Consider the following 20,078-nt stretch of genomic DNA (forward strand, 5'->3'; position numbering starts at 1 on the left):
CTTAGATGCGAAACTTCTGATTACTATATGATTTGCAAACATTTTCAAGTTTAATCAGACTCATTTTTTTCCTCTACTTTTGCATTTACTCACCCTTTAGTGCCAATACTGCCTTGTTTCTCATATATTTAGATATCAAAATTCCATGTACAGCTCCTTCGATGAACAATAAAAGCAATAAAATCGGATTCACAACCAAAGCAGTAAAGATGGTACTTAGCCAATTTAATATTATAAATCCACCAATCACTTTCATTGGATATTTTCCAATTAATTTATAAACTCCAAATTCTTTTTTTCGCAATTCCAAAAAAACTGTAACTATCGATACAACGCAGAGTAAAAAAGACAATAGATTGATAGTCATATAAAAAAGTGAGTTGTAAAGCGCCAATTGTTTATTTCCCTTTACAATATCATACTCTGCATTGACAGAATCGATTCTTATACTGTTCGTATCTATTCCAAGACTAAGCAATTCATGTTCAATTTTTTCTGCACTTTCTTTAGTTAGGAAAACTTCACCACTATTTAAGTATAGTACTTTTTTTAATTTGAGGATATTTCATAATTCAAAAATCAAGAATGTGGATAACATTTGCTAAAATAACTGAAAATGTGCAAAAAAGGGTAGACTATCCCTGCAATAGATAGTTATCCACAATTATGAAGTTTCTAAATTAATGAAATATCATCTCCTGTTCTTTGATCATTAAATTATTAAGCTGCAATATTTTTTGATTGTTCTGCTTTTGCAATTCTTGCAGCAATAATTGCAATGCAGGTCAAGTCCACAAATACTTTTGCTTTTTTTAATCCTGCTACTCGTAGATTATTCAAAGCATAGTTTTCTTTTCCATTACCAAAGAAACGTTCAACAGATGTTCTTTCGTCATATAGATTATCCCATGCTTCTGTTCCTCGTAATGGATAAGAAATAAACCTTGGATTGTCTTTGATTTTAACCTTGCCCACATACCCTGATTTTGCAGTGGTACACCAATTTGAACCCATAGGACAATTAGCTTTTCCGCAAGTATGAGGACATAATAACCGAATGGTTCCATTATCATTGCCGCCATTCACATATGGAAAATTCATGGTGCAAACAAGTTGACCTTCCCAGTTGATGCCTTCAGGCGGAATTTTTGTATTTCTCCAATTAATGGATATGATGGCTTGAGCACCAAGCAATATGGCATGCTGATAGATGGCTGGTGTATCATAGCCTGTATCCATAATGTAATATGATGGTTTGAATAAGTTTTCATAATCTTCTTTAAGCTTATTCATGAGTGGTATTGCCATTACCATATCTGCTATATTTGCAGGGGTTATGATATACCCTAATGGTATACCGCTTGTTGTATCAACTACGGCGTGCATCTTCCAGCCAAACCATTTTATCATATTACCGTTGGTATCTTGCTTGGCACCCCAGTGAGGAAACTCAGGATTGTTTTCCAGTATCCTCGATTTTGGTATAGCATGCTCAAAAGCACCAATTTTTGATGCATCAATAGAAACGTGAGTACCATCAATAAGTCCCAAGGTTTTAGCTCTACGTACCATTCGGTGAAAAGTCTTTTCAAGCACATTTGTTTTAGAAAGCTTTTCAATAAATCTTGAAAAAGTTGCTGCACTGGGTGTTTTACCAACAGCATCAAAACCACAGGTTACTCTTAAAACAGGGTCGGTTTTTAACCTTTTAACCAATGCCTTAACGGTAGGAAGTTGTTCAATCTGCATTGCAAGCAAGGCATTGAGCAAGCTGGAATATGAAAAACCTTTAGGACCTCGCTTGCTGGCATCAATTTTAAAAGCTTCAAGCATAATTGAATAATCAACAAATGTTAAAATAGCTTGTAATTTTGTTAATGGTTGAATTTCTAAAATTTGATCTAAAGTAAATAATGTTGTTTGCCGATACATAATTCGTAGTTTACTCCTTTCTGTGGATTATTTGGACGAATTATTTATCGGATTGGGGTAAACTATTTTTTATAACCTTTTCTAATCCTTTGATTTCAAGGGTTAGAAATTATGAAATTAACTCAGTATAATAAAAATATGATAAGAGTAAAATAATGCTACGGAAGGAGTACAATTTATCAATATAAAGCCGTCGGCAGCAATCAGAAAAAACTATAATGAAATTTCGGAGCTGTGCAAAAGATCAGGAGAACCTGTCTATCTTACCAAAAATGGTGAGGGCGACCTGGTTGTTATGGATATTGAAGCGTTCACAAAGCGAGAAAGGTATTTTGGCAAAGAAAAACGGCAGACATAAGATTGCCGTCAAATCTTATCTACTACCGAGTGATGGCCGATATCGAGGGTAATGATAATATCTTCGCCGTCATACCGCCAGAGAATCCGTATATCCATATTCACACTGCATTCAAATAAATTTTGAAAGCCTTGCACTTTTTTGGTGCGAAGCGATGGATAGAATGGATTCTCCATCATCAGCATGAGTTTCTTTGCTACGATTTTCTGCTCTTTTGCTGTTAATCTTTTGAAGTTTTTCTCAAAAGTTTTTGTAGGTTTAATCTTGTATTTCATCGAGGTTTATACCCATGTCGCTAAACATCTTGGAAACATCATCATAAGCCTTAATATTGCGAGATTCAATATCGGTATCCTTGATGAGCTTAGCGATCCTCTCCATTTCTGATTTAGGATAGACAACCACCGGGCATAGAAAAATTCCGCCGTCTTTTTCAATTACCTCAAATTTATCGCCTTCTACAGCCCCTATTTTTTTTAGTATTTCAGCAGGAATGGTAATTTGGGAACGGGAACGAAGCTCTACCAACATTGCAAACAACTCCTTTTCTGAAATTCATACTTTCTGATTTCATTATATGATGAGTAATGCAATTTGTCAACTATAGCGTTCCCGAAACCTATCCGCTTTAAACTGGAGGTGAATAATGTTAATTAAAATCATGCAATCCAAACATGGCGAAGGCTACATTGATGTGGCGGTGCTGGTGCTGTGCGCAATGCTGGTCATTGTTCTTGCGGTCAAGATTTTCCCTCTCTACATTGCCAAAAACCAGCCGGATACCTTCGCCAATGAACTGTGCAGGGAGGCTGAAATTGCGGGACGTGTGGGCAGCGAAACCAGCGCAAGAGCGCAGGTGCTTCGGCTCCTTTCCTATCACTTTGACGGCAAAGGCTAGTGGAAAGGGGGAAGTATATTGGAAATGAATAGAATAAAGTGTATAATAAAGGAAAAGAAAGGCTCCTCGTTTCCGCTGGCGGTTGCCGTTGCCTTTGCATTAGTATTCATTATGTGCGGGACATATGAATACATGCGGCTGATGATTATTGCTTCCGGTGTTCGGGATGCTGTTGTTAGATAGCTTTCAATACTATACTTAAGATATACCCATCCTCTTTTAGAATTCTATTATGCTTTATAAATCTTTGTAAAGCCTGAAATGAACGGGCTTACGCCCGGGCTTGACAAAGATTTAAAAGCACAATTTGTTACAGTTAAGAGGATGGAAAGGGAAAATGTATGGGGGGATGCACTAAAAGCGGCTCAACATACTGATAATACTTAAGTTCGTGCGATTAAGATATAAAAACTTTTGACACTACCGGGAATAATAGACTGGTATAATAATGATTTAAAGTCGGGGGATACATAATGATACCAATTAGAGATACTATACCAAGTAGACACAAGCCTTTAATGATACGTTATATTATAACTGCAAATATATTTGTTTTTTTACTTCAGTTTATTATTCCTGACAATCAACTGAGCGGATTAGTTTGTTATTTCGGGTTTATTCCACGAGAATTTAACGAGTTATTACAGAATCAACCTGTATCAATATTTAGCTATTATCCACTTATAACCGGTGTATTTCTTCACGGAGGATTGTTTCACCTAATAAGTAACATGTGGGCACTGTGGATATTTGGGGATAATGTAGAGGATTTGATGGGACATTCCCGCTTTTTAGTCTTCTACCTTTTATGCGGTATAATTGCTAATTTTGCTCACTTTATATTCAACGCAACATCACCAGTGCCTGCAATAGGCGCTTCCGGGGCAATAGCAGGTGTAATGGGAGCTTATCTTATAATGTTCCCATATTCTCGTATTGTAACTCTTATACCTTTATTCTTTATACCATTTTTTATTGATATTCCAGCAATTATATATCTCTTAGTATGGTTTTTAACGCAAATTTACTCAGGAGCAGTATATACACTTTTTGACGGTAGATTGGCAGGTGGGATTGCATGGTGGGCTCATATTGGAGGTTTTATTGGAGGAGCAGTTCTTCATAAGTTTTTCCTAAAACGAAGAAGTTACAGGTATATATAAAACAAAAGAATTTTAAAAGTTATATTTCAATTTTTTTATAAACTGCATTTATCTTTCTCAATGCAGGAAGTTTTGCAGCAGGCACCCTTTGGTTATGCTTACCACAAAATATTGTTTAATGAGCAGGGTGAGGCCGTAGACTATATCTTCCTGGATACAAACTCTGCTTTTGAAGAAATGACCGGCTTAAAAAGAGAAACCATCCTCGGCAAAACGTATTCACTCAATATACCTGTCTTAAACTTTAAGAAGATAGCTGTATAACTTTATCAGCAAAGTAGTCTGCATCATCTCTATTGTGTGTAACGAGAACAGTAGTGATTTTTTGCGATTTTATAATTTGCTTTAAATCCTTTCGTAATTCATCCACCAGATTTGTATCAAGGTTGCTAAAGGGTTCATCCATTAAAAGAAGCGCTGGCTTTGAAGCAAGGGTTCGGGCTAAAGCTGTCCTTTGCTGTTGGCCTCCGCTCAATTCATGAGGATATCTTTTTTCCAAGCCTTCCAAATGCGTTAACTCCAGCAATTGATGTAACTGTTCAGAACATGGCTTCTTCATACCGAATCTAATGTTTTGTTCAACTGTCATAAAAGGGAAAAGGGCGTAGTCCTGGAACATAAACCCTATGTTCCTTTTTTCAACCGGTACAAAGACTGACTGGTCCTGAAAAATTGTATTTCCAACCCTTATGATTCCTTGCGCGTTCTCTTCCAACCCCGATATTATGCGAAGCAGTGTGCTTTTTCCACAACCGCTGCTTCCTAAAACAGCTAGAATCTCACCCTCCTCAACTGAGAGACTAAATCCGTTAAATATCCTTTCTGCCTTTGTATGGTAGCTGAAGTTTAAGTTTTCGATGACAAGTTTCATTTTTTCTTTATCCCTCCTTTTCTGGAATTTATCCTTACAAGCAATATTACAGCCAGGATACTCAAGAAAATAATTATCAGTGCGGGTACCGAAGCTTCGTGAATTCTTTCGTCATTTGCATATTCATAGACTCTGCTTGCAAGGGTATTATAGTTAAATGGACGCAAAAGCAGAGTGAGTGGAAGCTCCTTTAAGATATCAATAAACGTAAGTATAAAACCGGCGATTAAGGAGTTTTTTAGCATGGGAAGCTCAACCTTCAGCATTGCTTTTGTTCTGCTTATTCCTAAAGTCCTTGCAGCATCGTTATATTTTAGACCGACCTTTGCAAAGGCAGAGTTTACACTATTGTACCCTATAGCCATATAACGGACTACAAATGCAAACACAAGCATAGTAACACTGGTACTAAGCAGCAGCTTTTTAGCATTTGGGTCAAAAAAGCGGTACAGTGGATGCAACAAGCCATCAAAGGCAACGAAAATTGTTATAGTACCTATTGCTATGATCGCGCCAGGCATAGAGTAGCCTAATTGAGTCAGCTTGCTCATAATAAAACCGGATTTTGTACTCATCCATCTTCGGCTGTGAGCAATCAAAATATTGAGTATGAGAATGATTATGGTAGCCAAAGTGCTGTAAAGCAAGGTGTTGAATATTATCTGGCTTAGGTTTGCAAGGCTTACCTTTTGGAAGGCAAGGATTGCCCAGACCACCATTTGACCTACAGGGATCAGGAATGCAACAGTAATAAACAGAATTAAAAAGAAAATCATCGCATATCTTTTGAACCCTTTCAGTTTTATTGCAGTAATTGGCCTTGCACGTCCGCTGCCTAGATTATATTTTTTTCTTCCCCTCATTATTTCTTCTATTACCTGTAGTGCAATTATAAAAATCATTACATAGAAAGAGAGGCGTATAGAAACTCCTGTTTCTCCCATGCCAAACCATGAATTGAAGATGGTGGAGCTCACTGTTTGAATATTAAAGTATTTTATGACGCCATAATCGCTCACAACCTCCATCATAACCAGCATGAATCCACCAATGAGAGGAATGCGAATCAGAGGGAGAATGACTTTCAAAAAAAGCTTTATTGGTTTGTAACCAAGTACTCTTGCAGTATCAATAAAGTTTCCAGAGTGATTCTCCAAAAAAGATTTCACTACTCCATAAATGTAAGGGTACAGTGTGATAGAATAAATAAAAACTGCACCTCGTATATTCATAATATCCAGCCATTGAGGCTGAAGCGATATGTCCCAATCTCTGCATAATCGCTGAATTACGCCTGTATAGCTCAGCATTCCTGCATAAACGTAAGCAGCTATATAGGGTGGAATGGTTATTGGAATATAAAGAACCCACTCAAAAAAACGCTTCAATGGGAAGTCAAAAAGCGCAACAGCAGTAGCTAGTAGTACACCTATAGTCCCTGAGAGCAATAATGTAATTATAACTAGAAGAAGTGTATTGCTGACTGCATCCGGCAGAAGATATTGCTTAAAATGCTTCCAATTACTATTTGATGAAAAATTAACCCTGCTTACGATGGCTATAATCGGTAGGTTTATTATTATTATTGAGAGAAAAGCCAGCACGGAGCGCATACTGACTTTTCTTTGTATATTCATTTTTCCTTGAATACTCATTATTTCCAACCAACTTCATTCAAAATCTTTACTGCTTTTTCGTTGAGTTCACCCAGCTTTGACAAACTTATCGGCTGTTCTTTAAAGGAACCCCATGACTTCAAGAGGTCGGAGGAGTCAACGCTTTTAAGGACAGGATATTCGTAGTTGGCTTCTGCAAAGGACTTCTGAGCCTTCTCACTTGCCAGGAATTCAAGAAGCTTTACTGTGTTTTCCTTATTCTTTGCACTTTTTACTACACCTGCACCGGATACATTGATGTGTGTACCAGTGCCATTTTGGTCAGGAAAGAATATTGCCAATTTTTCAGCTGCTTTCTTTTCCTCCGGGTCGGATGAATTTAACATATGGCCAAAGTAATAGGTATTCATGATTGCAATATCACCTTCACCTGCAGCTATTGCTTTTGCCTGATCTCTGTCGCCGCCTTTAGGCGCTCTTGCCATGTTTGCGACGATTCCGGAAGCCCATTTCTTAGCATTTTCTTCACCCATGGTCTCGATAAAGGATGCAAGTAACGACTGGTTGTAAACACTGTCTGCACCCCTGACCAGTATTTTACCTTTCCACTTAGGATTTGCCAAATCCTCATAAGTAGATAGCTCTGAAGGCTTTACCCTGTCTTTAGCATAAACGATGACACGGGCTCTTTTAGTTAATCCAAACCAGTAGTTTTCTTTATCTCTTAAGTTTTCAGGTATGTTGGTCTTAAGTACCTGGCTGTCAACAGGCTGAAGAAGCGAAGATACCTTAGCCCTATGTAATCGGCCTACATCTGCTGTAATAAGTAGATCTGCCTCTGTGTCTGCACCTTCAGTTTTGAGTCTTTCAATTAACTCGTCGGATTTTCCTTTGACAACATTTATTTTAATTCCGGTTTCCTCTGTAAAAGCGCTGTAGAGCTTGTCATCTGAGTCATAATGCCTGTCTGTATAAAGGTTAACAACTTTAGGCTTTGTTTCATCAGCTTTTGAGTTGTTTTCTGATGGTCTTTCAGAAGTAGATGAGCACCCTGTAAATAACATGATTGCAGATAGACCCATCGCAAGTAGAGTAGTAGATTTAAAAACTTTCATATGTATGTACCTCCCAAAAAAATGAATTTGATAATCATTATCAATATTAATTATAATCATAAAATTTGAATTGTCAAGTCCTATTGTGTGTAAACCTATAAGAAAACTAGGGATTAATCATAAAAACTTTTTAGATGTTATTGTCCTCGTTATTGCCGGTCTCATTGTAATTAACAGAAGTTTAAAGCGCAGGGCGGTTTGTTCGCGGGTTGAGGTGCTATACGCTTTAAACAACCGTTACAGGACTCGGGGACTGGACATCCTGTCTTGTGCGGTTTTTACAAGACAGAGGACCTGTCCCCGTGTGTTGCCTGTCCCCGTGTGTTGCCCTGCAAGAAATAAATAAAAAATCCCCGGAGTTCTTCCGGGGATTTTTTGCTTAATAAAACGAAGTATTTTTGGATAGATCGATAATTTTCCCATTTTCTAATCGTACAATTGGAAGGTGGGGTGACTCTAAAAAATCTGTAAAGCCAATTATTTCACCTTTTTGATTGTTAGAAAGGAATATTGTTTCACCTATCTTATAATAAGTAGTTCTATAAATAAAAATATTTAAAATCTTTGGATCAAATTTCATATCTTTATTTTCATAAATAACTTTTAAAGCTTCTCTAGGTAAAAGTACCCTACCATCCAAATATCCTCCTACCATTTCATCATAGGATTGAGCAATTGAAAGTATTCTTCCAAATAGACTAATTTGATTACCCTTTTTCCTATTTGGATAGCCTTTACCATTATAATATTCGTGATGATCCAGAATACCGTATATAATTGACTTTTTTCTAAGCATAATAGACTCAGAAGTTAGCTCTGTAAATAGTTCAAGATGTTTCTTTAACAGGTGCGTATGACTATTAATATCTCGTAGGTAGTCTTTAAAGCTATCTTTAGGGACCTCTGTAAAGCCAACATTTGAGAATAGTGAGGCAATTGCTAAATCAATTAAGTCACCATTATTAAGTTCTAAAACTAGTCCAATCATAAGAGAGATACAAGTAGTATTTATACTGTGGATTAGTAGTACATCATTATATTCTTTAATTTTATTTAATAATTTAAGAAAAATATTATCACTGGATAGAGTATTTAGTAAATCATTCTTAATACTAGCTGCCCTAGTTTTGGATACATCTGATTCCAATCTATTATCGAAAGTCATCCATAAAGGTGAAGATGAAAATAATTTTATAAAATAGTTATTTTCTGACGGCATATTTGTTTTTTGCTCCATTTCGTTAGTTTCGACTACAGTCGAGCGTTCTTGCATTAAAGAATCCGTAGATATTGCTATCGAAGCAACACTATTGTACTCCTCCGCTAAATTGCTTAAATTTTCAATAAATTCTGCATTGGAAGACCCTGTGCCTTGTAAAAATATTTCATAATCACTTTCTGATGAAGCAACCAAAACTGGTAAGTCCGGAGTAATATGTCTATGTATTATCTTAATTAGTGATGAAGATAGCTTTTTATATTTATTAATTAGCATTAAGCCATCTGATCGATAAATAGGATGTAAAACAATATCACCGGGCAAAAGATCTTTGATTTGCTTTCGAATATAGTTACTAGGAATTGAATTCTTTATGGGATAAACATCATTTTCGCTAACCATTATAGAATCCTCCTTAAATAATTCAAATATAGTTTTTGGTACTTTCACTTTTGCATTATTATTTATTATTCTATACTAATTTAAAAATTCCTCTTCTTGATGAATTGTTACTTGCCAATATATACGAATATTTACTATATGTAAAAAGATAGTTTAGCATAAAATCAACGAACAAATACAAGAAGGTCTATAAAGGAAACCTTTGAGAAGGTGCAACAGGAAATGGAGCGGAAGCCCAGGCTAAAAGGCGTTACCGATGAAAAACGCAGCAGGCACAGCAACAAGTATGCCTTTTGTGGAAAAATTATTTGCGGCAACTACGGCGCCCATTTTCGGAAAATCCGCTGGGGCAGGCAACCAAAGTATAAAGTACGTGCGGATTTGCAGGAATCGTGATAAAAAAGGGCCGGAAGGCTGCAGTATCAAGGCGGTGGATGGAGAAAATCTGAAGGCAGCTTTCATCATCAGGGTGGTCAACCGCCGGATAAAAGATAAGGATAGATTTATATCAAAAATTCTTGAGAATATTGAAAGAGTCTTTATAGAAAAAATAGAAAAAAACAAGAAGGAATTTTGGAATTTTTATCGAAATTTATTAATAAATTGATGTCCTAATATTAAAAGGGTATCGGTCTATTAATATGTCGAATAGATAATACAAATGTTAAAGATACAAGAACTCTTACTTTCTGCAGTGGAATTTAAATTATAATTATAATAGCAATAAGATCAAAGCAACTGATAATAGAAAAAGTTTTAACTACAACAAAACTTAATTTTTCAACAGCTTGGATTTGGAGTGCAAACATATGACACTACGTAAAAAAACACTGATTATCATTGGCGCAACACTTGCGGGTTTGATGGTAGTCTTATATGCCACATTGAAAGTTATTTTACTGGACAGTTTTATCAAATTAGAGGAACAAATTACCCGTCGGAATGTGGAACGAATTCTGAGTGCCTTGTACGATGAACTCTCAACTTTGAATATTACGACTGGCGATTACGCCGGGTGGGACGATACTTACGCCTTCATTGAAAGCGAGGACAAAGGCTATGTTGAGGCAAATCTCGTTGATGAGACTTTTGCTAAGCTAAGGCTCAATCTTATGCTATTTGTCAACTCTTCCGGCCGGATTGTATTTGGTAAAGGATTTGACCTGAAGAAGGGGAAAGAGTTACCCGTTCCTAAGAGTTTACAGGAACACCTCTCGGACAACAGCCCACTGCTGCGTCACACTGCTACAGAAAGCAGCATAACAGGGATCATTCTCCTACCTGAAGGTCCCATGCTTATTGCTTCGCAACCTATCCTGACCAGTGAATATAAAGGTCCTATCCGCGGGGCATTGATTATGGGACGATATCTGGATTCTGAAGAAATTAAGCGGCTGGCTGAAATAACACATTTATCTCTCACAATGTACCAAATCGCTGATATACAAAGAATACCCGATTTCCAGGCGGCCTTTTCCTCTTTGACGGATGAGAAACCTATTTGCATCCGCCCGCTGGGCAAAGATTCCATAGCGGGATATAGTGTGATCAAGGATATTTACGGAAAGCCTGGTCTTATGTTGAGAGTGGATAGTCCCAGAGCAATATACAAGCAAGGCCAGAATAGCATGCTCTATCTTATTTTATCACTCCTAACATCCGGTTTGGTGTTTGGTTTGGTAATCCTGCTGCTTTTGGAGAAGGCGGTGCTTTCTCGGTTAACTCGTCTTACTGCCAGCGTCAGTAGAATTGGTGTAAACTGTGATCCTTCGCAGCGTGTGTCGATGACTGGAAGAGATGAATTGGCATCTCTAGCCAATTCTATTAATGGGATGCTCACAGCACTGGAGCAGTCCCAGTGGAAACTGCAGGAGAGCGAAGATCGTTACCGCCGCCTAGTGGAACTATCTCCTGATGCAATTGCCGTCTATGACTATATAGAAGACCAGGTTGTATTTGTGAATAATGCAGGAGTAAAACTTATGGGAGCGGTAAGTGATCAGGAGATAATTGGCAAATCATTAACTGATATAGTACACCCGGATTTCCGGGAAATTGCCAGGCAACGGGTTCGGGATATAAGGAAAGAGGGAAAAGAAACGTCGCTGGTTGAAGGAAAGTTTATCCGACTCGATGGGACAGATGTAGATGTTGAGGTTGCGTCCGCTCCCATTACCTATGAGGGTAAGCTTGCGATGCAAGTTATCTGCCGGGACATTACCGGGCGCAAACAGATGGAGAAAAAATTAATATATCTTGGCTTGCACGATTCCCTTACCGGGCTCTATAATCGTGCCTATTTCGAAGAAGAGATGTGCCACCTTGATCATGGACGCCTTGCTCCGGTAGGCATAATCCTGTGTGATGTGGATGGGCTTAAACTTATTAATGATACCCTGGGGCACAAAGCCGGAGACTCCCTGCTTGTGGTTGCAGCCAACCTAATCAGGGAATCCTTTTGCGAAGGAGATGTAGTGGCCCGCATCGGAGGGGACGAATTTGCTGTGCTGCTTCCAAAAAGTGACCAGATTGCAGTAGAAAATGCCTGCCACAGGATCCAGGAGACCGTTGCCAGGTATAACGCGTTAAACCCGGAACTTCCTCTGAGTATATCCGTCGGGTTTGCAGTTAGCAGTGAAACATCTACAAGTATAACTGACCTTTTCAAGGAGGCAGACAACAACATGTATCGAAAAAAACTTTGTAATAACCAAAGTAACCGCAGTGCGATTGTCCAGGCCCTGATGAAGGCATTGGAGGCAAGGGATTTTATCACTGAGGGTCATGCTGATCGTTTGCAAGACCTAATGATAGATATGATTGAGGCCACCGGATTGCCTGAGCACAAGGCAACAGACCTGCGTCTCCTGGCCCAGTTTCATGATATTGGTAAGGTGGGCATACCGGACCGCATTCTCTTTAAAACGGGTCCCCTTACTTCTGAGGAAGCTGCCGAAATGCAGCGACACTGTGAGATTGGCTATCGAATTGCTCAGTCCGCACCCGACCTGGTTCCCATTGCTGATTGGGTCCTCAAGCATCATGAACGGTGGGACGGTAAAGGTTATCCTCTCGGGCTAAAGGAGGAAGAGATTCCGTTAGAATGCCGTATCCTGGCCATTGCTGACGCCTATGATGCTATGACCAGCGACCGGCCCTACCGTAAAGCCATGTCTTGCGAGGAAGCCGTGGCAGAACTTTTAAGGTGTGCTGGAACCCAGTTTGATCCACAGTTGGTATTAATATTTGTACAGATGTTAGAAGACAGGAACCTGCACAGTAAAGTAAAAGCCTGAATGAATAAACTCTATCCTGCTGGAGAAAAGCCTGCAATCAATAGCTTCGAGGTTCCCATATTTTTTGTCATTTTTCAAGTTGTAATTATTGTAAACTTACCATAATGTGGCTTAACTTAACGCTTATGATGGATTAATAAGGTTTTTTCTTAGATATTGTAATAATATAAAAAAATTATAATAATATAACATTTATACTCTATACAGGATGAATCAATAAGAAAATTGCAAACTTCTACTTGACACAAACCCATTCCAGATTCGGGTGGATTTTCTGAAAAGGGCTGTGATATAATATAATAAACAGCACTATAGATACAGTAAAGTTCAAAGGAGGCAAGAGCTATGTCAGCGAAAAAGTATACGATAGAAGAAATCAGGACTATTGTAGAACCGATTGCACGGAAATACGGTGTGGAACGTGTGTATCTGTTTGGCTCTTATGCCCGTGGAGATGTTACTGAAAACAGTGATGTGGATTTACGAATAGATAAAGGGTCCCTTAAAGGGATGTTTGCTCTATGCGGGCTGTATACAGAAATTGAAGAAGCTTTGCAGATGAAAGTCGATATTCTGACAACGGGAAGTCTGGAGGATGACTTTCTTCGTAAAATACAGAAGGAGGAGGTGCTTTTATATGGGGGATAACCGAAACGCTGATGTACTCCGGCGTATCATTTCATATTGCAATGATATTTCAGAGGCAATCCAGCGGTTTGGAGAGGATTATACGGTGTTTGCACGAGATTCCGTTTATAAGAATGCCACAGCTCTTTGCGTGTTGCAGATTGGAGAACTAACCACACATCTCACGGATGATTTCAAACAAACCTATACCGGAATGCCATGGACACAAATCAAGGCATTACGCAATGTGGTTGCTCACAACTATGGTAAAATTGACGATGAGAGCTTGTGGGAAACCATTACAAGCGATATTCCGAAACTGAAAGATTATTGTTCCAGCATTATTCAACAGTTTGATGTTCTAATGCAGGAGAGCACCAATGAACCCGAAGATGAATAAAAAATTACAGGTATTTCAATGGATTAAGCAAGTAGAAGGACACGCTAATCTGAAGTGATTGAGCGTGTTTTTTATTGCATAAGAAAGTATAAAATTAGACTATAGTTATACCAAGCTTTTTAATTGTCTAGGAAAGTGCGTTTTTTGATAAAATGACATCAGTTTAAATCAGTGATAGCAAGGGTTATCAGATATAAATTCGGGCACAGGGTAAGACCTGTCGTAATCAAGGAAATCAAGAAGATATTAGGATGTGGCTCATTTGCGAAATGAAAGGGCATTATCAGTCAGTACCTTTTCCTTAATCTCAGAAAGGGAAAATGCTATGGAATGCCTCTCTCCTACCGCAACTACCTCGACATCCTTAAAGGCTGTGTCCGGAGAGCAGGCATAGACGCCGCAAAAATAAGGACACACAGCGGCCGCAGCGCCGATTCCATTGAGCCATACCGCAACCACAATAATCAAGTGATTGCCAGGGCTGTAAGATTGCCATAGATGAGGGCAGACTCTTCGAGGATTTAAGCAAAACGTAAGGCAATGCACTGTTTGGCGTTTCTTTTTGTTTGAGATGAATGCAACGAATCTCTTGTTTTTCTTTGTCTTTTTTCCAAGTGCATTTTTTATACCCTTATCTCTAATGCCCTTGCTGTTCCTGCATAAAATTCCCTTATTAAAAAATTTTTTAAAATAAAGAAGGATTTTTACAATTAGTGGCGAAATGTAATATGCATATAACTTGTAGAACAACCAATATGTTAATGGAAGAATGAGAAGGGAATAATGGGAAAAATAAAATCAATTCAAAAAAAGAATGTTGTGGATGAAGTATATGCTCAAATGAAGGAACTTATTGTGAATGGTGACTGGGAGCCGGATAGTAAAATACCTTCAGAACACGAATTAGCTAAATCGTTTAATGTAAGTAGAAATACGGTGAGAAGTGCTATTCAGAAATTAAGTGCCATAGGAGTTTTAATTACTAGACAAGGGCAGGGAACATTTGTATGTAAATCGATTATAAATACTATTAAAGAATATGTTATAGGAAGAAGTGCCGGTGATATTGAAGATATATGGCAGGTGCTTTACAGAGGAGGATTTTATCGCGGAGGACCAATACTAACAAGTGCTATTTCAGGAATAGAACAGGCGCTTTGGGATATTAAGGGTAAAGCCCTTGGTGTACCGGTATATGAATTACTTGGTGGAGCTGTAAGAGATAAAATCAGGGTTTACTGCTGGATTGGCGGAGACAGGCCTCAGAATATTGCTGAGGCAGCTAAAGAAAAGATGGAGCAGGGATATACGGCAATAAAAATGAATGCTACTCCTGAAATAGGGTGGATTGATTCGTTTACAGTGGTACAGGATGTGCTGGAAAGAGTACAGGCTATACGTGATGTAGCCGGATACAAATTGGATATAGCAGTAGATTTTCATGGACGTGTCCACAAAGGTATGGCAAAGGTTCTAATGAAAGAATTAGAGCCATATAAATTAATGTTTATAGAAGAGCCAGTATTATGCGAAAACGAAGAGGCATTTGTTGAACTCAAACGATATACAAGCACACCAATTGCAACAGGAGAGAGAAACTATACCCGCTGGGGATTCAAAAAGCTGTTACATGATGGCGGGGTAGATATTATACAAGCGGTATTGTTTCTATAGTAAGAGGAATAGATGAATCAAAAATTTATAAAACAGTGAAGGCTTTATATGATGGAGGTATTAGAGCTATTGAGATTACACTGGATACCCATCGAATTGCTCAGTCCGCACCCGACCTGGTTCCCATTGCTGATTGGGTCCTCAAGCATCATGAACGGTGGGACGGTAAAGGTTATCCTCTCGGGCTAAAGGAGGAAGAGATTCCGTTAGAATGCCGTATCCTGGCCATTGCTGACGCCTATGATGCTATGACCAGCGACCGGCCCTACCGTAAAGCCATGTCTTGCGAGGAAGCCGTGGCAGAACTTTTAAGGTGTGCTGGAACCCAGTTTGATCCACAGTTGGTATTAATATTTGTACAGATGTTAGAAGACAGGAACCTGCACAGTAAAGTAAAAGCCTGAATGAATAAACTCTATCCTGCTGGAGAAAAGCCTACAATCAATAGCTTCAGCATGGGCATAGAGAAAAATTTTTTCATAGTTGTAACAAGATCAGATATATTTACATATTTTATATTATGTAATATTAATAAGGAGGTTAGAACTATGAATATATACAATCCATCTAAAACTGCTGAACGGATGCATGTTCATGAGTTCTTAGGAAGTACCGGGTTTGCCGAGCCGGGTGAAGAAAGGCACAACCATCGTTTTGCTGGAGTTACAGGGGAAGCTATTCCGTTAGGAAACGGTAGGCATGTCCATGAGTTTCGTAGTAACACGGATTTTGTCGAAAATCATATACATGTGGTTCAAGGAAAGGCAGGGCCTGATATTATGGTAGGAGATAACAAACATATACACTTTGTTGACTCGTTTACAACAGTTGATGAAGGACATAGACATAGATTTACCTTTGCTACACTTATTGGTCCTAGTTCTGTTGAATAGCAATAGAGCTTTTAAGGGCTCTTTTATTTTGATTCAAAAATACAACAAACACGAAAAAGCATTGTTTTGTTCAGAAACTATATGGTTCTAAAGACTTAGTACCATAGTCTTTTATTCCTAAAATCAGAAAAATATCTTGAAAAATAGCGAAATTAGTAGTATTATAGCATTAAAGAAATATTTTACTGTTGAAACTTTTATTGGATACATTGGTTTATTATCCTACAAAAGTTCAGATAAGAAAGATTTTTCATTTCCCCTCCTTTTTTATATAGATATAGAATATCCCTTAGCCATTTAAGGGATATTCTTTTGTTTTGATTTTAAAGGAAAGATTTTGTTAACCCAATATATAGTAGATGACTGTTCTTCCACAACAAGTTAACAACAGTATCCACAGAGTTATCCACAGAATTATCAACATATGCGGAAAACAATGTTAATATTTTTAAATAATTCCACATTATGCAAGATTATATAAGGTACATTTAGGTTAAAAATAAGGTTTTTAATACTTGCCAGGAATATGCAGCAAAAAAATAGGATTTTTACACATAAAAATGTAACAAAAATAATTCACATAACATAGAATGTAATATAAATAATTCTATATTCCATGAGATTACCTCTGTTGGTGATAGAGGTAACCGTGCAAGGGCAGAGCGAAAATTCTGCCCTTTAATATTTATACATTTTTTCACACTTTTATCATAATAAAAACCTTTTTTGTTTTCATAGGCAGAAGAATTACCTGTATATATATAAATGAAAGTTCTAGGATTAGGACATGATAGGCGCTGCATATTAATGTAATATAACTATATTTTGTTAAACTTTTATGAGGTTGAAGGACTTAATGTATCATGCAAGCACTTTTTATATATTAACCTGAATCTGATTTTAAAGGAGGCTGTTTATGAAGCAAGCAAGAAGACTTGATAATGCACCGCCGTACCTGTTTGTCGAAATAGAAAATAAGATTAAGGAGGCTCAAAAAAAGGGAGTAGATGTAATCAACCTTGGTATTGGAGATCCTGATATTTCAACTCCTGATTTTATAGTGAATAAAGCAATAGAGGCTATAAAAAATCCTACATATCATTGTTATCCGGAATACGATGGCTGCATTGAGTACCGGAGTGCTGTAGCACGATACTATAAACGAAGATTCGGAGTCGAGCTTGATCCTGAGAATGAAATAGTAGCTCTTCTAGGTTCAAAGGAAGGAATAGCACATATATTTTTTGCCCTTGTAAATGATGGGGACTTTACGCTTGTGCCGGATCCCCAGTATCCAGTATATAGGCTTGCCACATCCCTAACGGGGGGCATTCCCTATCCAATGCCTCTTATCCCAGAAAATGGTTTCTTACCCGATTTTTCAATGATTCCTATCGAAGTATTAAAGAGGACGAAAATCCTATTTATAAATTACCCGAATAATCCTACAGGAGTGGTAGCAAACCTGGATTTTTATAAAAAAGTAATTGAGATAGGTAAGAAATATGAAATACTCATTTGCAATGACAATGCATATTCTGAATTTACATATGATGGGGTAGTTGCGCCCAGTTTACTGCAAGTGGAAGGTGCAATGGATACGGCGATAGAATTTCACTCCTTATCCAAATCTTATAATATGACAGGTTGGAGGTTGGGCTATGCAGTAGGAAACAGTGATGCAATCGCAAAACTGAAGAAGATGAAGCATAATATTGACTCGGGAATTTTTACGGCACTCCAGGTCGCAGGAATAGAAGCTCTGGATAATGGTGACTCTTTTATCAAAAATATGGTAAAAATTTATGAGCGAAGAAAGGATTACGTACTTGGCTGTCTAGATCGTCTTGGGTGGGAATATGTGAGGCCTGAAGGCGCATTCTATATCTGGGTTAAGGCACCGGGGCAGTATTCATCCAGTGAATTTGCATCATTGCTCTTAAAAAAGTATGGTATCGTTGTTGCGCCTGGAAATGGGTATGGAGATTATGGAGAAGGGTATATAAGAATATCCTTAACGATAAGTGATGAGAGGCTTAAAGAGGCTTTTGAAAGGGTTAATAGCAATCCAATTGGTAAATAGATATTAAGCCTTGCAGCTCAGTTCCTGGAATTATATAAGCTATATATTTTACATTAAAGAATTTTCATTGGTGCACAAAGAAGGAATGCGGCTTGGGAACGGTTGGTCTGTCGCATACGCTTTTCATGCGACGGAAGAGTGGGGAGTAAAGCTACTGTACAGGCTATTTTCATCTATATTTGTGATCTGTAAAGGTAGATCGTGGCGGTTAATATAAAAATATTTGGTGAAAATAATACTATATGACATAAATAGTTTGCTACCTACTGTCGGTGCGTATGTAGGACCGGAAAATGGCAGAGATAGAAAGAGGTGCAGTGCATATAGTATTATTTAGTGCCTTGTTGATAGTATTTTCGCCTTACCTGGCATTCGTGCCCACTATTTTTACGACATTTCGGATGTTACAAAAAGGCGATTTTATATTAGTTACTGTTTGGGATATAGGATTGTTTTTTCTTTTTATTTGGTCTTTATTTGTAGGTGTTATAAATACAAATGAAATTTCTGCAGTAGCCTCACTGGCGATACTGTTTTATTTTTTTCTTAGTGTATATTTGCAAAATTACTACAATAATGAGGAAGAAATTGAAAAACTTTTAGGAAATTTTTTATTCGTTTCAATAGGGTCTGCTTTTATTGGAATTATAGAGAGATACACAACAATCCATTATGAGCCCGCATGGTGGAAGCACCTGTTTGGAATTTACCCACTGGTTTCATTCAGGGAAAGCAGTAGAATTTCTGGAACTTTTGGTAATCCAAATGTAGCAGGAATTTGGTATGCGGTCATGACACTTATATGTTATTATTTTTATCAAAATTCTTCTAAACCTAAGAAAGGGTTTTATGTACTTGGAATAGGATTATTTATTAGTGTTTTACTGATGACGGGATCGCGTGGGGCCATAATTGGCTTAATATTAGGATTAGCTGTATATGCCTATTTTACAGGACATAAAAAAAGGATGGTGTTCCTAATACTTCTTTTAATATCAGGGGTAGCGTTAATGTTTATTTTTCCGGAATGGTTTCCCAGGGGGCATAATCTATTTAACTCAGTCAAGGACCGCGGGGCAATTTGGGCAAATTGTTTCAATATGTTTAAGTATAAACCTATTACTGGATGGGGGTTAATGGGAATTTACTTTGCAAACGATAGCGTTTACCATTATTTAAAAACCTTTCACGGGCATAATATTTGGATTACGATAGCAACCACCATGGGGATAGTAGGATTAGGTATTTTTATATATATGAAATATTATTTGTTTGAACAGATTAAAGTACTTAACCAATATCATTGCAGATTGACACCTTTGCTAGCCGGCATAGAAGTCGCAGTTTTAGGACAAGGATTATTGGATTTTACAATAATGAATCCACAGGCAGGTATTATATTCATTAGTTGTTCAGCAATCATCAATGGTTTGGCGTTTCAGTATAGCAATAGAATTATTGGACAATATTTTTATATTCGATAAATTATTACCATTTTTAGGAGGTTATCGGTAACTAAGGTTAAAAGCGT

Annotated in this window: 20 protein-coding genes and 3 pseudogenes; 15 read left to right on the plus strand and 8 right to left on the minus strand. The window is 37.7% G+C overall.

Annotated features, from left to right (window positions below; all coding sequences use genetic code 11):
• Positions 1-85: 85 nt before the first annotated feature.
• Complete coding sequence (locus CIB29_RS19060) at positions 86-478, minus strand: hypothetical protein (protein WP_198543955.1); 393 nt, start codon at positions 476-478, stop codon at positions 86-88.
• Positions 479-720: 242 nt separating this feature from the next.
• Entirely contained in the window at positions 721-1,932 is a 1,212-nt protein-coding gene (locus tag CIB29_RS16765) for a transposase (RefSeq protein WP_094551634.1), read from the minus strand.
• A gap of 178 nt (positions 1,933-2,110) precedes the next feature.
• Between CIB29_RS16765 and CIB29_RS19335 the strand changes: the two are divergent.
• Positions 2,111-2,257, plus strand: a pseudogene (locus CIB29_RS19335) (type II toxin-antitoxin system Phd/YefM family antitoxin); the annotation flags it as partial.
• A 41-nt stretch (positions 2,258-2,298) separates the two neighbouring features.
• Here CIB29_RS19335 and CIB29_RS16775 read toward each other — a convergent pair.
• Together CIB29_RS16775 and CIB29_RS16780 are read right to left on the minus strand one after the other, a co-directional pair.
• Positions 2,299-2,565 carry a type II toxin-antitoxin system RelE/ParE family toxin gene (locus tag CIB29_RS16775; RefSeq protein ID WP_094551636.1) on the minus strand — a complete coding sequence of 89 codons (267 nt, stop codon included), beginning with the start codon at positions 2,563-2,565 and terminating at the stop codon, positions 2,299-2,301.
• Positions 2,549-2,821 (minus strand): AbrB/MazE/SpoVT family DNA-binding domain-containing protein, encoded by a 273-nt coding sequence (locus CIB29_RS16780; RefSeq protein WP_094551638.1) that lies wholly within the window; start codon positions 2,819-2,821, stop codon positions 2,549-2,551. Before CIB29_RS16780 ends, CIB29_RS16775 begins: the two co-directional genes overlap by 17 nt.
• A 115-nt stretch (positions 2,822-2,936) precedes the next feature.
• On the opposite strand from CIB29_RS16780, the pseudogene CIB29_RS16785 reads away from it, so the two are divergent.
• The 5 genes and pseudogenes from CIB29_RS16785 (at position 2,937) to CIB29_RS16795 (ending at position 4,615) form a co-directional block, all read left to right on the plus strand.
• Positions 2,937-3,216 (plus strand): annotated as a pseudogene (locus tag CIB29_RS16785) (DUF4320 family protein).
• Positions 3,207-3,371 (plus strand): hypothetical protein, encoded by a 165-nt coding sequence (locus CIB29_RS18730; protein WP_198543978.1) that lies wholly within the window; start codon positions 3,207-3,209, stop codon positions 3,369-3,371. The pseudogene CIB29_RS16785 and the gene CIB29_RS18730 overlap by 10 nt, the downstream one beginning before the upstream one ends.
• 78 nt (positions 3,372-3,449) lie before the next feature.
• Entirely contained in the window at positions 3,450-3,575 is a 126-nt protein-coding gene (locus CIB29_RS19535; RefSeq protein ID WP_278335874.1) for a hypothetical protein, read from the plus strand.
• Positions 3,576-3,661: 86 nt separating this feature from the next.
• Positions 3,662-4,351 carry a rhomboid family intramembrane serine protease gene (locus CIB29_RS16790; RefSeq protein WP_094551640.1) on the plus strand — a complete coding sequence of 230 codons (690 nt, stop codon included), beginning with the start codon at positions 3,662-3,664 and terminating at the stop codon, positions 4,349-4,351.
• A 60-nt stretch (positions 4,352-4,411) separates the two neighbouring features.
• Positions 4,412-4,615, plus strand: a complete 204-nt coding sequence (locus CIB29_RS16795; RefSeq protein WP_198543956.1) for a PAS domain-containing protein — start codon at positions 4,412-4,414, stop codon at positions 4,613-4,615.
• Here CIB29_RS16795 and CIB29_RS16800 read toward each other — a convergent pair.
• The 4 genes from CIB29_RS16800 to CIB29_RS16815 form a co-directional block, all read right to left on the minus strand.
• Positions 4,596-5,222 (minus strand): ABC transporter ATP-binding protein, encoded by a 627-nt coding sequence (locus CIB29_RS16800; protein WP_094551644.1) that lies wholly within the window; start codon positions 5,220-5,222, stop codon positions 4,596-4,598. The two genes, CIB29_RS16795 and CIB29_RS16800, sit on opposite strands and share 20 nt — an antisense overlap.
• Entirely contained in the window at positions 5,219-6,859 is a 1,641-nt protein-coding gene (locus CIB29_RS16805; protein WP_198543957.1) for an ABC transporter permease, read from the minus strand. Before CIB29_RS16805 ends, CIB29_RS16800 begins: the two co-directional genes overlap by 4 nt.
• A 17-nt stretch (positions 6,860-6,876) precedes the next feature.
• A complete protein-coding gene (locus tag CIB29_RS16810; protein WP_094551648.1) occupies positions 6,877-7,953 on the minus strand; it encodes a Fe(3+) ABC transporter substrate-binding protein in 1,077 nt (358 codons plus the stop codon).
• Positions 7,954-8,332: 379 nt separating this feature from the next.
• Positions 8,333-9,574, minus strand: a complete 1,242-nt coding sequence (locus CIB29_RS16815; RefSeq protein WP_094551650.1) for an HD-GYP domain-containing protein — start codon at positions 9,572-9,574, stop codon at positions 8,333-8,335.
• A gap of 256 nt (positions 9,575-9,830) precedes the next feature.
• On the opposite strand from CIB29_RS16815, the gene CIB29_RS16820 reads away from it, so the two are divergent.
• The 9 genes and pseudogenes from CIB29_RS16820 (at position 9,831) to CIB29_RS16860 (ending at position 20,031) form a co-directional block, all read left to right on the plus strand.
• Entirely contained in the window at positions 9,831-10,181 is a 351-nt protein-coding gene (locus CIB29_RS16820) for a hypothetical protein (RefSeq protein WP_094551652.1), read from the plus strand.
• Between the two features lie 202 nt (positions 10,182-10,383).
• Complete coding sequence (locus tag CIB29_RS16825; protein ID WP_094551654.1) at positions 10,384-12,870, plus strand: CHASE4 domain-containing protein; 2,487 nt, start codon at positions 10,384-10,386, stop codon at positions 12,868-12,870.
• Between the two features lie 345 nt (positions 12,871-13,215).
• On the plus strand, positions 13,216-13,518 hold the full coding sequence (locus CIB29_RS16830) for a nucleotidyltransferase family protein (RefSeq protein ID WP_094551656.1): 303 nt from the start codon (positions 13,216-13,218) through the stop codon (positions 13,516-13,518).
• The gene (locus CIB29_RS16835; protein WP_094551658.1) at positions 13,508-13,897 is read left to right on the plus strand and encodes a HepT-like ribonuclease domain-containing protein; all 390 of its coding nucleotides are present in this window, start codon (positions 13,508-13,510) and stop codon (positions 13,895-13,897) included. Before CIB29_RS16830 ends, CIB29_RS16835 begins: the two co-directional genes overlap by 11 nt.
• A 783-nt stretch (positions 13,898-14,680) precedes the next feature.
• A complete protein-coding gene (dgoD, locus tag CIB29_RS16840) occupies positions 14,681-15,571 on the plus strand; it encodes a galactonate dehydratase (protein ID WP_094551660.1) in 891 nt (296 codons plus the stop codon).
• 89 nt (positions 15,572-15,660) lie between these two features.
• Positions 15,661-15,975 (plus strand): annotated as a pseudogene (locus CIB29_RS16845) (HD-GYP domain-containing protein); the annotation flags it as partial.
• 144 nt (positions 15,976-16,119) lie between these two features.
• Positions 16,120-16,464: a YmaF family protein gene (locus CIB29_RS16850; RefSeq protein ID WP_094551664.1), complete on the plus strand. Its 345-nt coding sequence runs from the start codon at positions 16,120-16,122 to the stop codon at positions 16,462-16,464.
• A 916-nt stretch (positions 16,465-17,380) separates the two neighbouring features.
• Positions 17,381-18,547: an LL-diaminopimelate aminotransferase gene (locus CIB29_RS16855; protein WP_094551666.1), complete on the plus strand. Its 1,167-nt coding sequence runs from the start codon at positions 17,381-17,383 to the stop codon at positions 18,545-18,547.
• Between the two features lie 293 nt (positions 18,548-18,840).
• Positions 18,841-20,031, plus strand: coding sequence for an O-antigen ligase family protein (locus tag CIB29_RS16860; RefSeq protein ID WP_094551668.1), 1,191 nt, complete (start codon positions 18,841-18,843; stop codon positions 20,029-20,031).
• Positions 20,032-20,078 lie beyond the last annotated feature (47 nt).

Source organism: Petroclostridium xylanilyticum, assembly GCF_002252565.1.
Taxonomy (GTDB): Bacteria; Bacillota; Clostridia; order SK-Y3; family SK-Y3; genus Petroclostridium; species Petroclostridium xylanilyticum.

Coding starts and splice junctions, on each gene's coding strand:
- CIB29_RS16765 (WP_094551634.1), bottom strand. CDS start 1,932: ATGTATCGGCAAACAACATTATTTACTTTAGATCAAATTTTAGAAATT.
- CIB29_RS16775 (WP_094551636.1), bottom strand. CDS start 2,565: ATGAAATACAAGATTAAACCTACAAAAACTTTTGAGAAAAACTTCAAA.
- CIB29_RS16780 (WP_094551638.1), bottom strand. CDS start 2,821: ATGTTGGTAGAGCTTCGTTCCCGTTCCCAAATTACCATTCCTGCTGAA.
- CIB29_RS19535 (WP_278335874.1), top strand. CDS start 3,450: ATGAACGGGCTTACGCCCGGGCTTGACAAAGATTTAAAAGCACAATTT.
- CIB29_RS16790 (WP_094551640.1), top strand. CDS start 3,662: ATGATACCAATTAGAGATACTATACCAAGTAGACACAAGCCTTTAATG.
- CIB29_RS16795 (WP_198543956.1), top strand. CDS start 4,412: ATGCAGGAAGTTTTGCAGCAGGCACCCTTTGGTTATGCTTACCACAAA.
- CIB29_RS16800 (WP_094551644.1), bottom strand. CDS start 5,222: ATGAAACTTGTCATCGAAAACTTAAACTTCAGCTACCATACAAAGGCA.
- CIB29_RS16805 (WP_198543957.1), bottom strand. CDS start 6,859: ATGAATATACAAAGAAAAGTCAGTATGCGCTCCGTGCTGGCTTTTCTC.
- CIB29_RS16810 (WP_094551648.1), bottom strand. CDS start 7,953: ATGAAAGTTTTTAAATCTACTACTCTACTTGCGATGGGTCTATCTGCA.
- CIB29_RS16815 (WP_094551650.1), bottom strand. CDS start 9,574: ATGGTTAGCGAAAATGATGTTTATCCCATAAAGAATTCAATTCCTAGT.
- CIB29_RS16820 (WP_094551652.1), top strand. CDS start 9,831: ATGAAAAACGCAGCAGGCACAGCAACAAGTATGCCTTTTGTGGAAAAA.
- CIB29_RS16825 (WP_094551654.1), top strand. CDS start 10,384: ATGACACTACGTAAAAAAACACTGATTATCATTGGCGCAACACTTGCG.
- CIB29_RS16830 (WP_094551656.1), top strand. CDS start 13,216: ATGTCAGCGAAAAAGTATACGATAGAAGAAATCAGGACTATTGTAGAA.
- CIB29_RS16835 (WP_094551658.1), top strand. CDS start 13,508: ATGGGGGATAACCGAAACGCTGATGTACTCCGGCGTATCATTTCATAT.
- dgoD (WP_094551660.1), top strand. CDS start 14,681: ATGGGAAAAATAAAATCAATTCAAAAAAAGAATGTTGTGGATGAAGTA.
- CIB29_RS16850 (WP_094551664.1), top strand. CDS start 16,120: ATGAATATATACAATCCATCTAAAACTGCTGAACGGATGCATGTTCAT.
- CIB29_RS16855 (WP_094551666.1), top strand. CDS start 17,381: ATGAAGCAAGCAAGAAGACTTGATAATGCACCGCCGTACCTGTTTGTC.
- CIB29_RS16860 (WP_094551668.1), top strand. CDS start 18,841: ATGGCAGAGATAGAAAGAGGTGCAGTGCATATAGTATTATTTAGTGCC.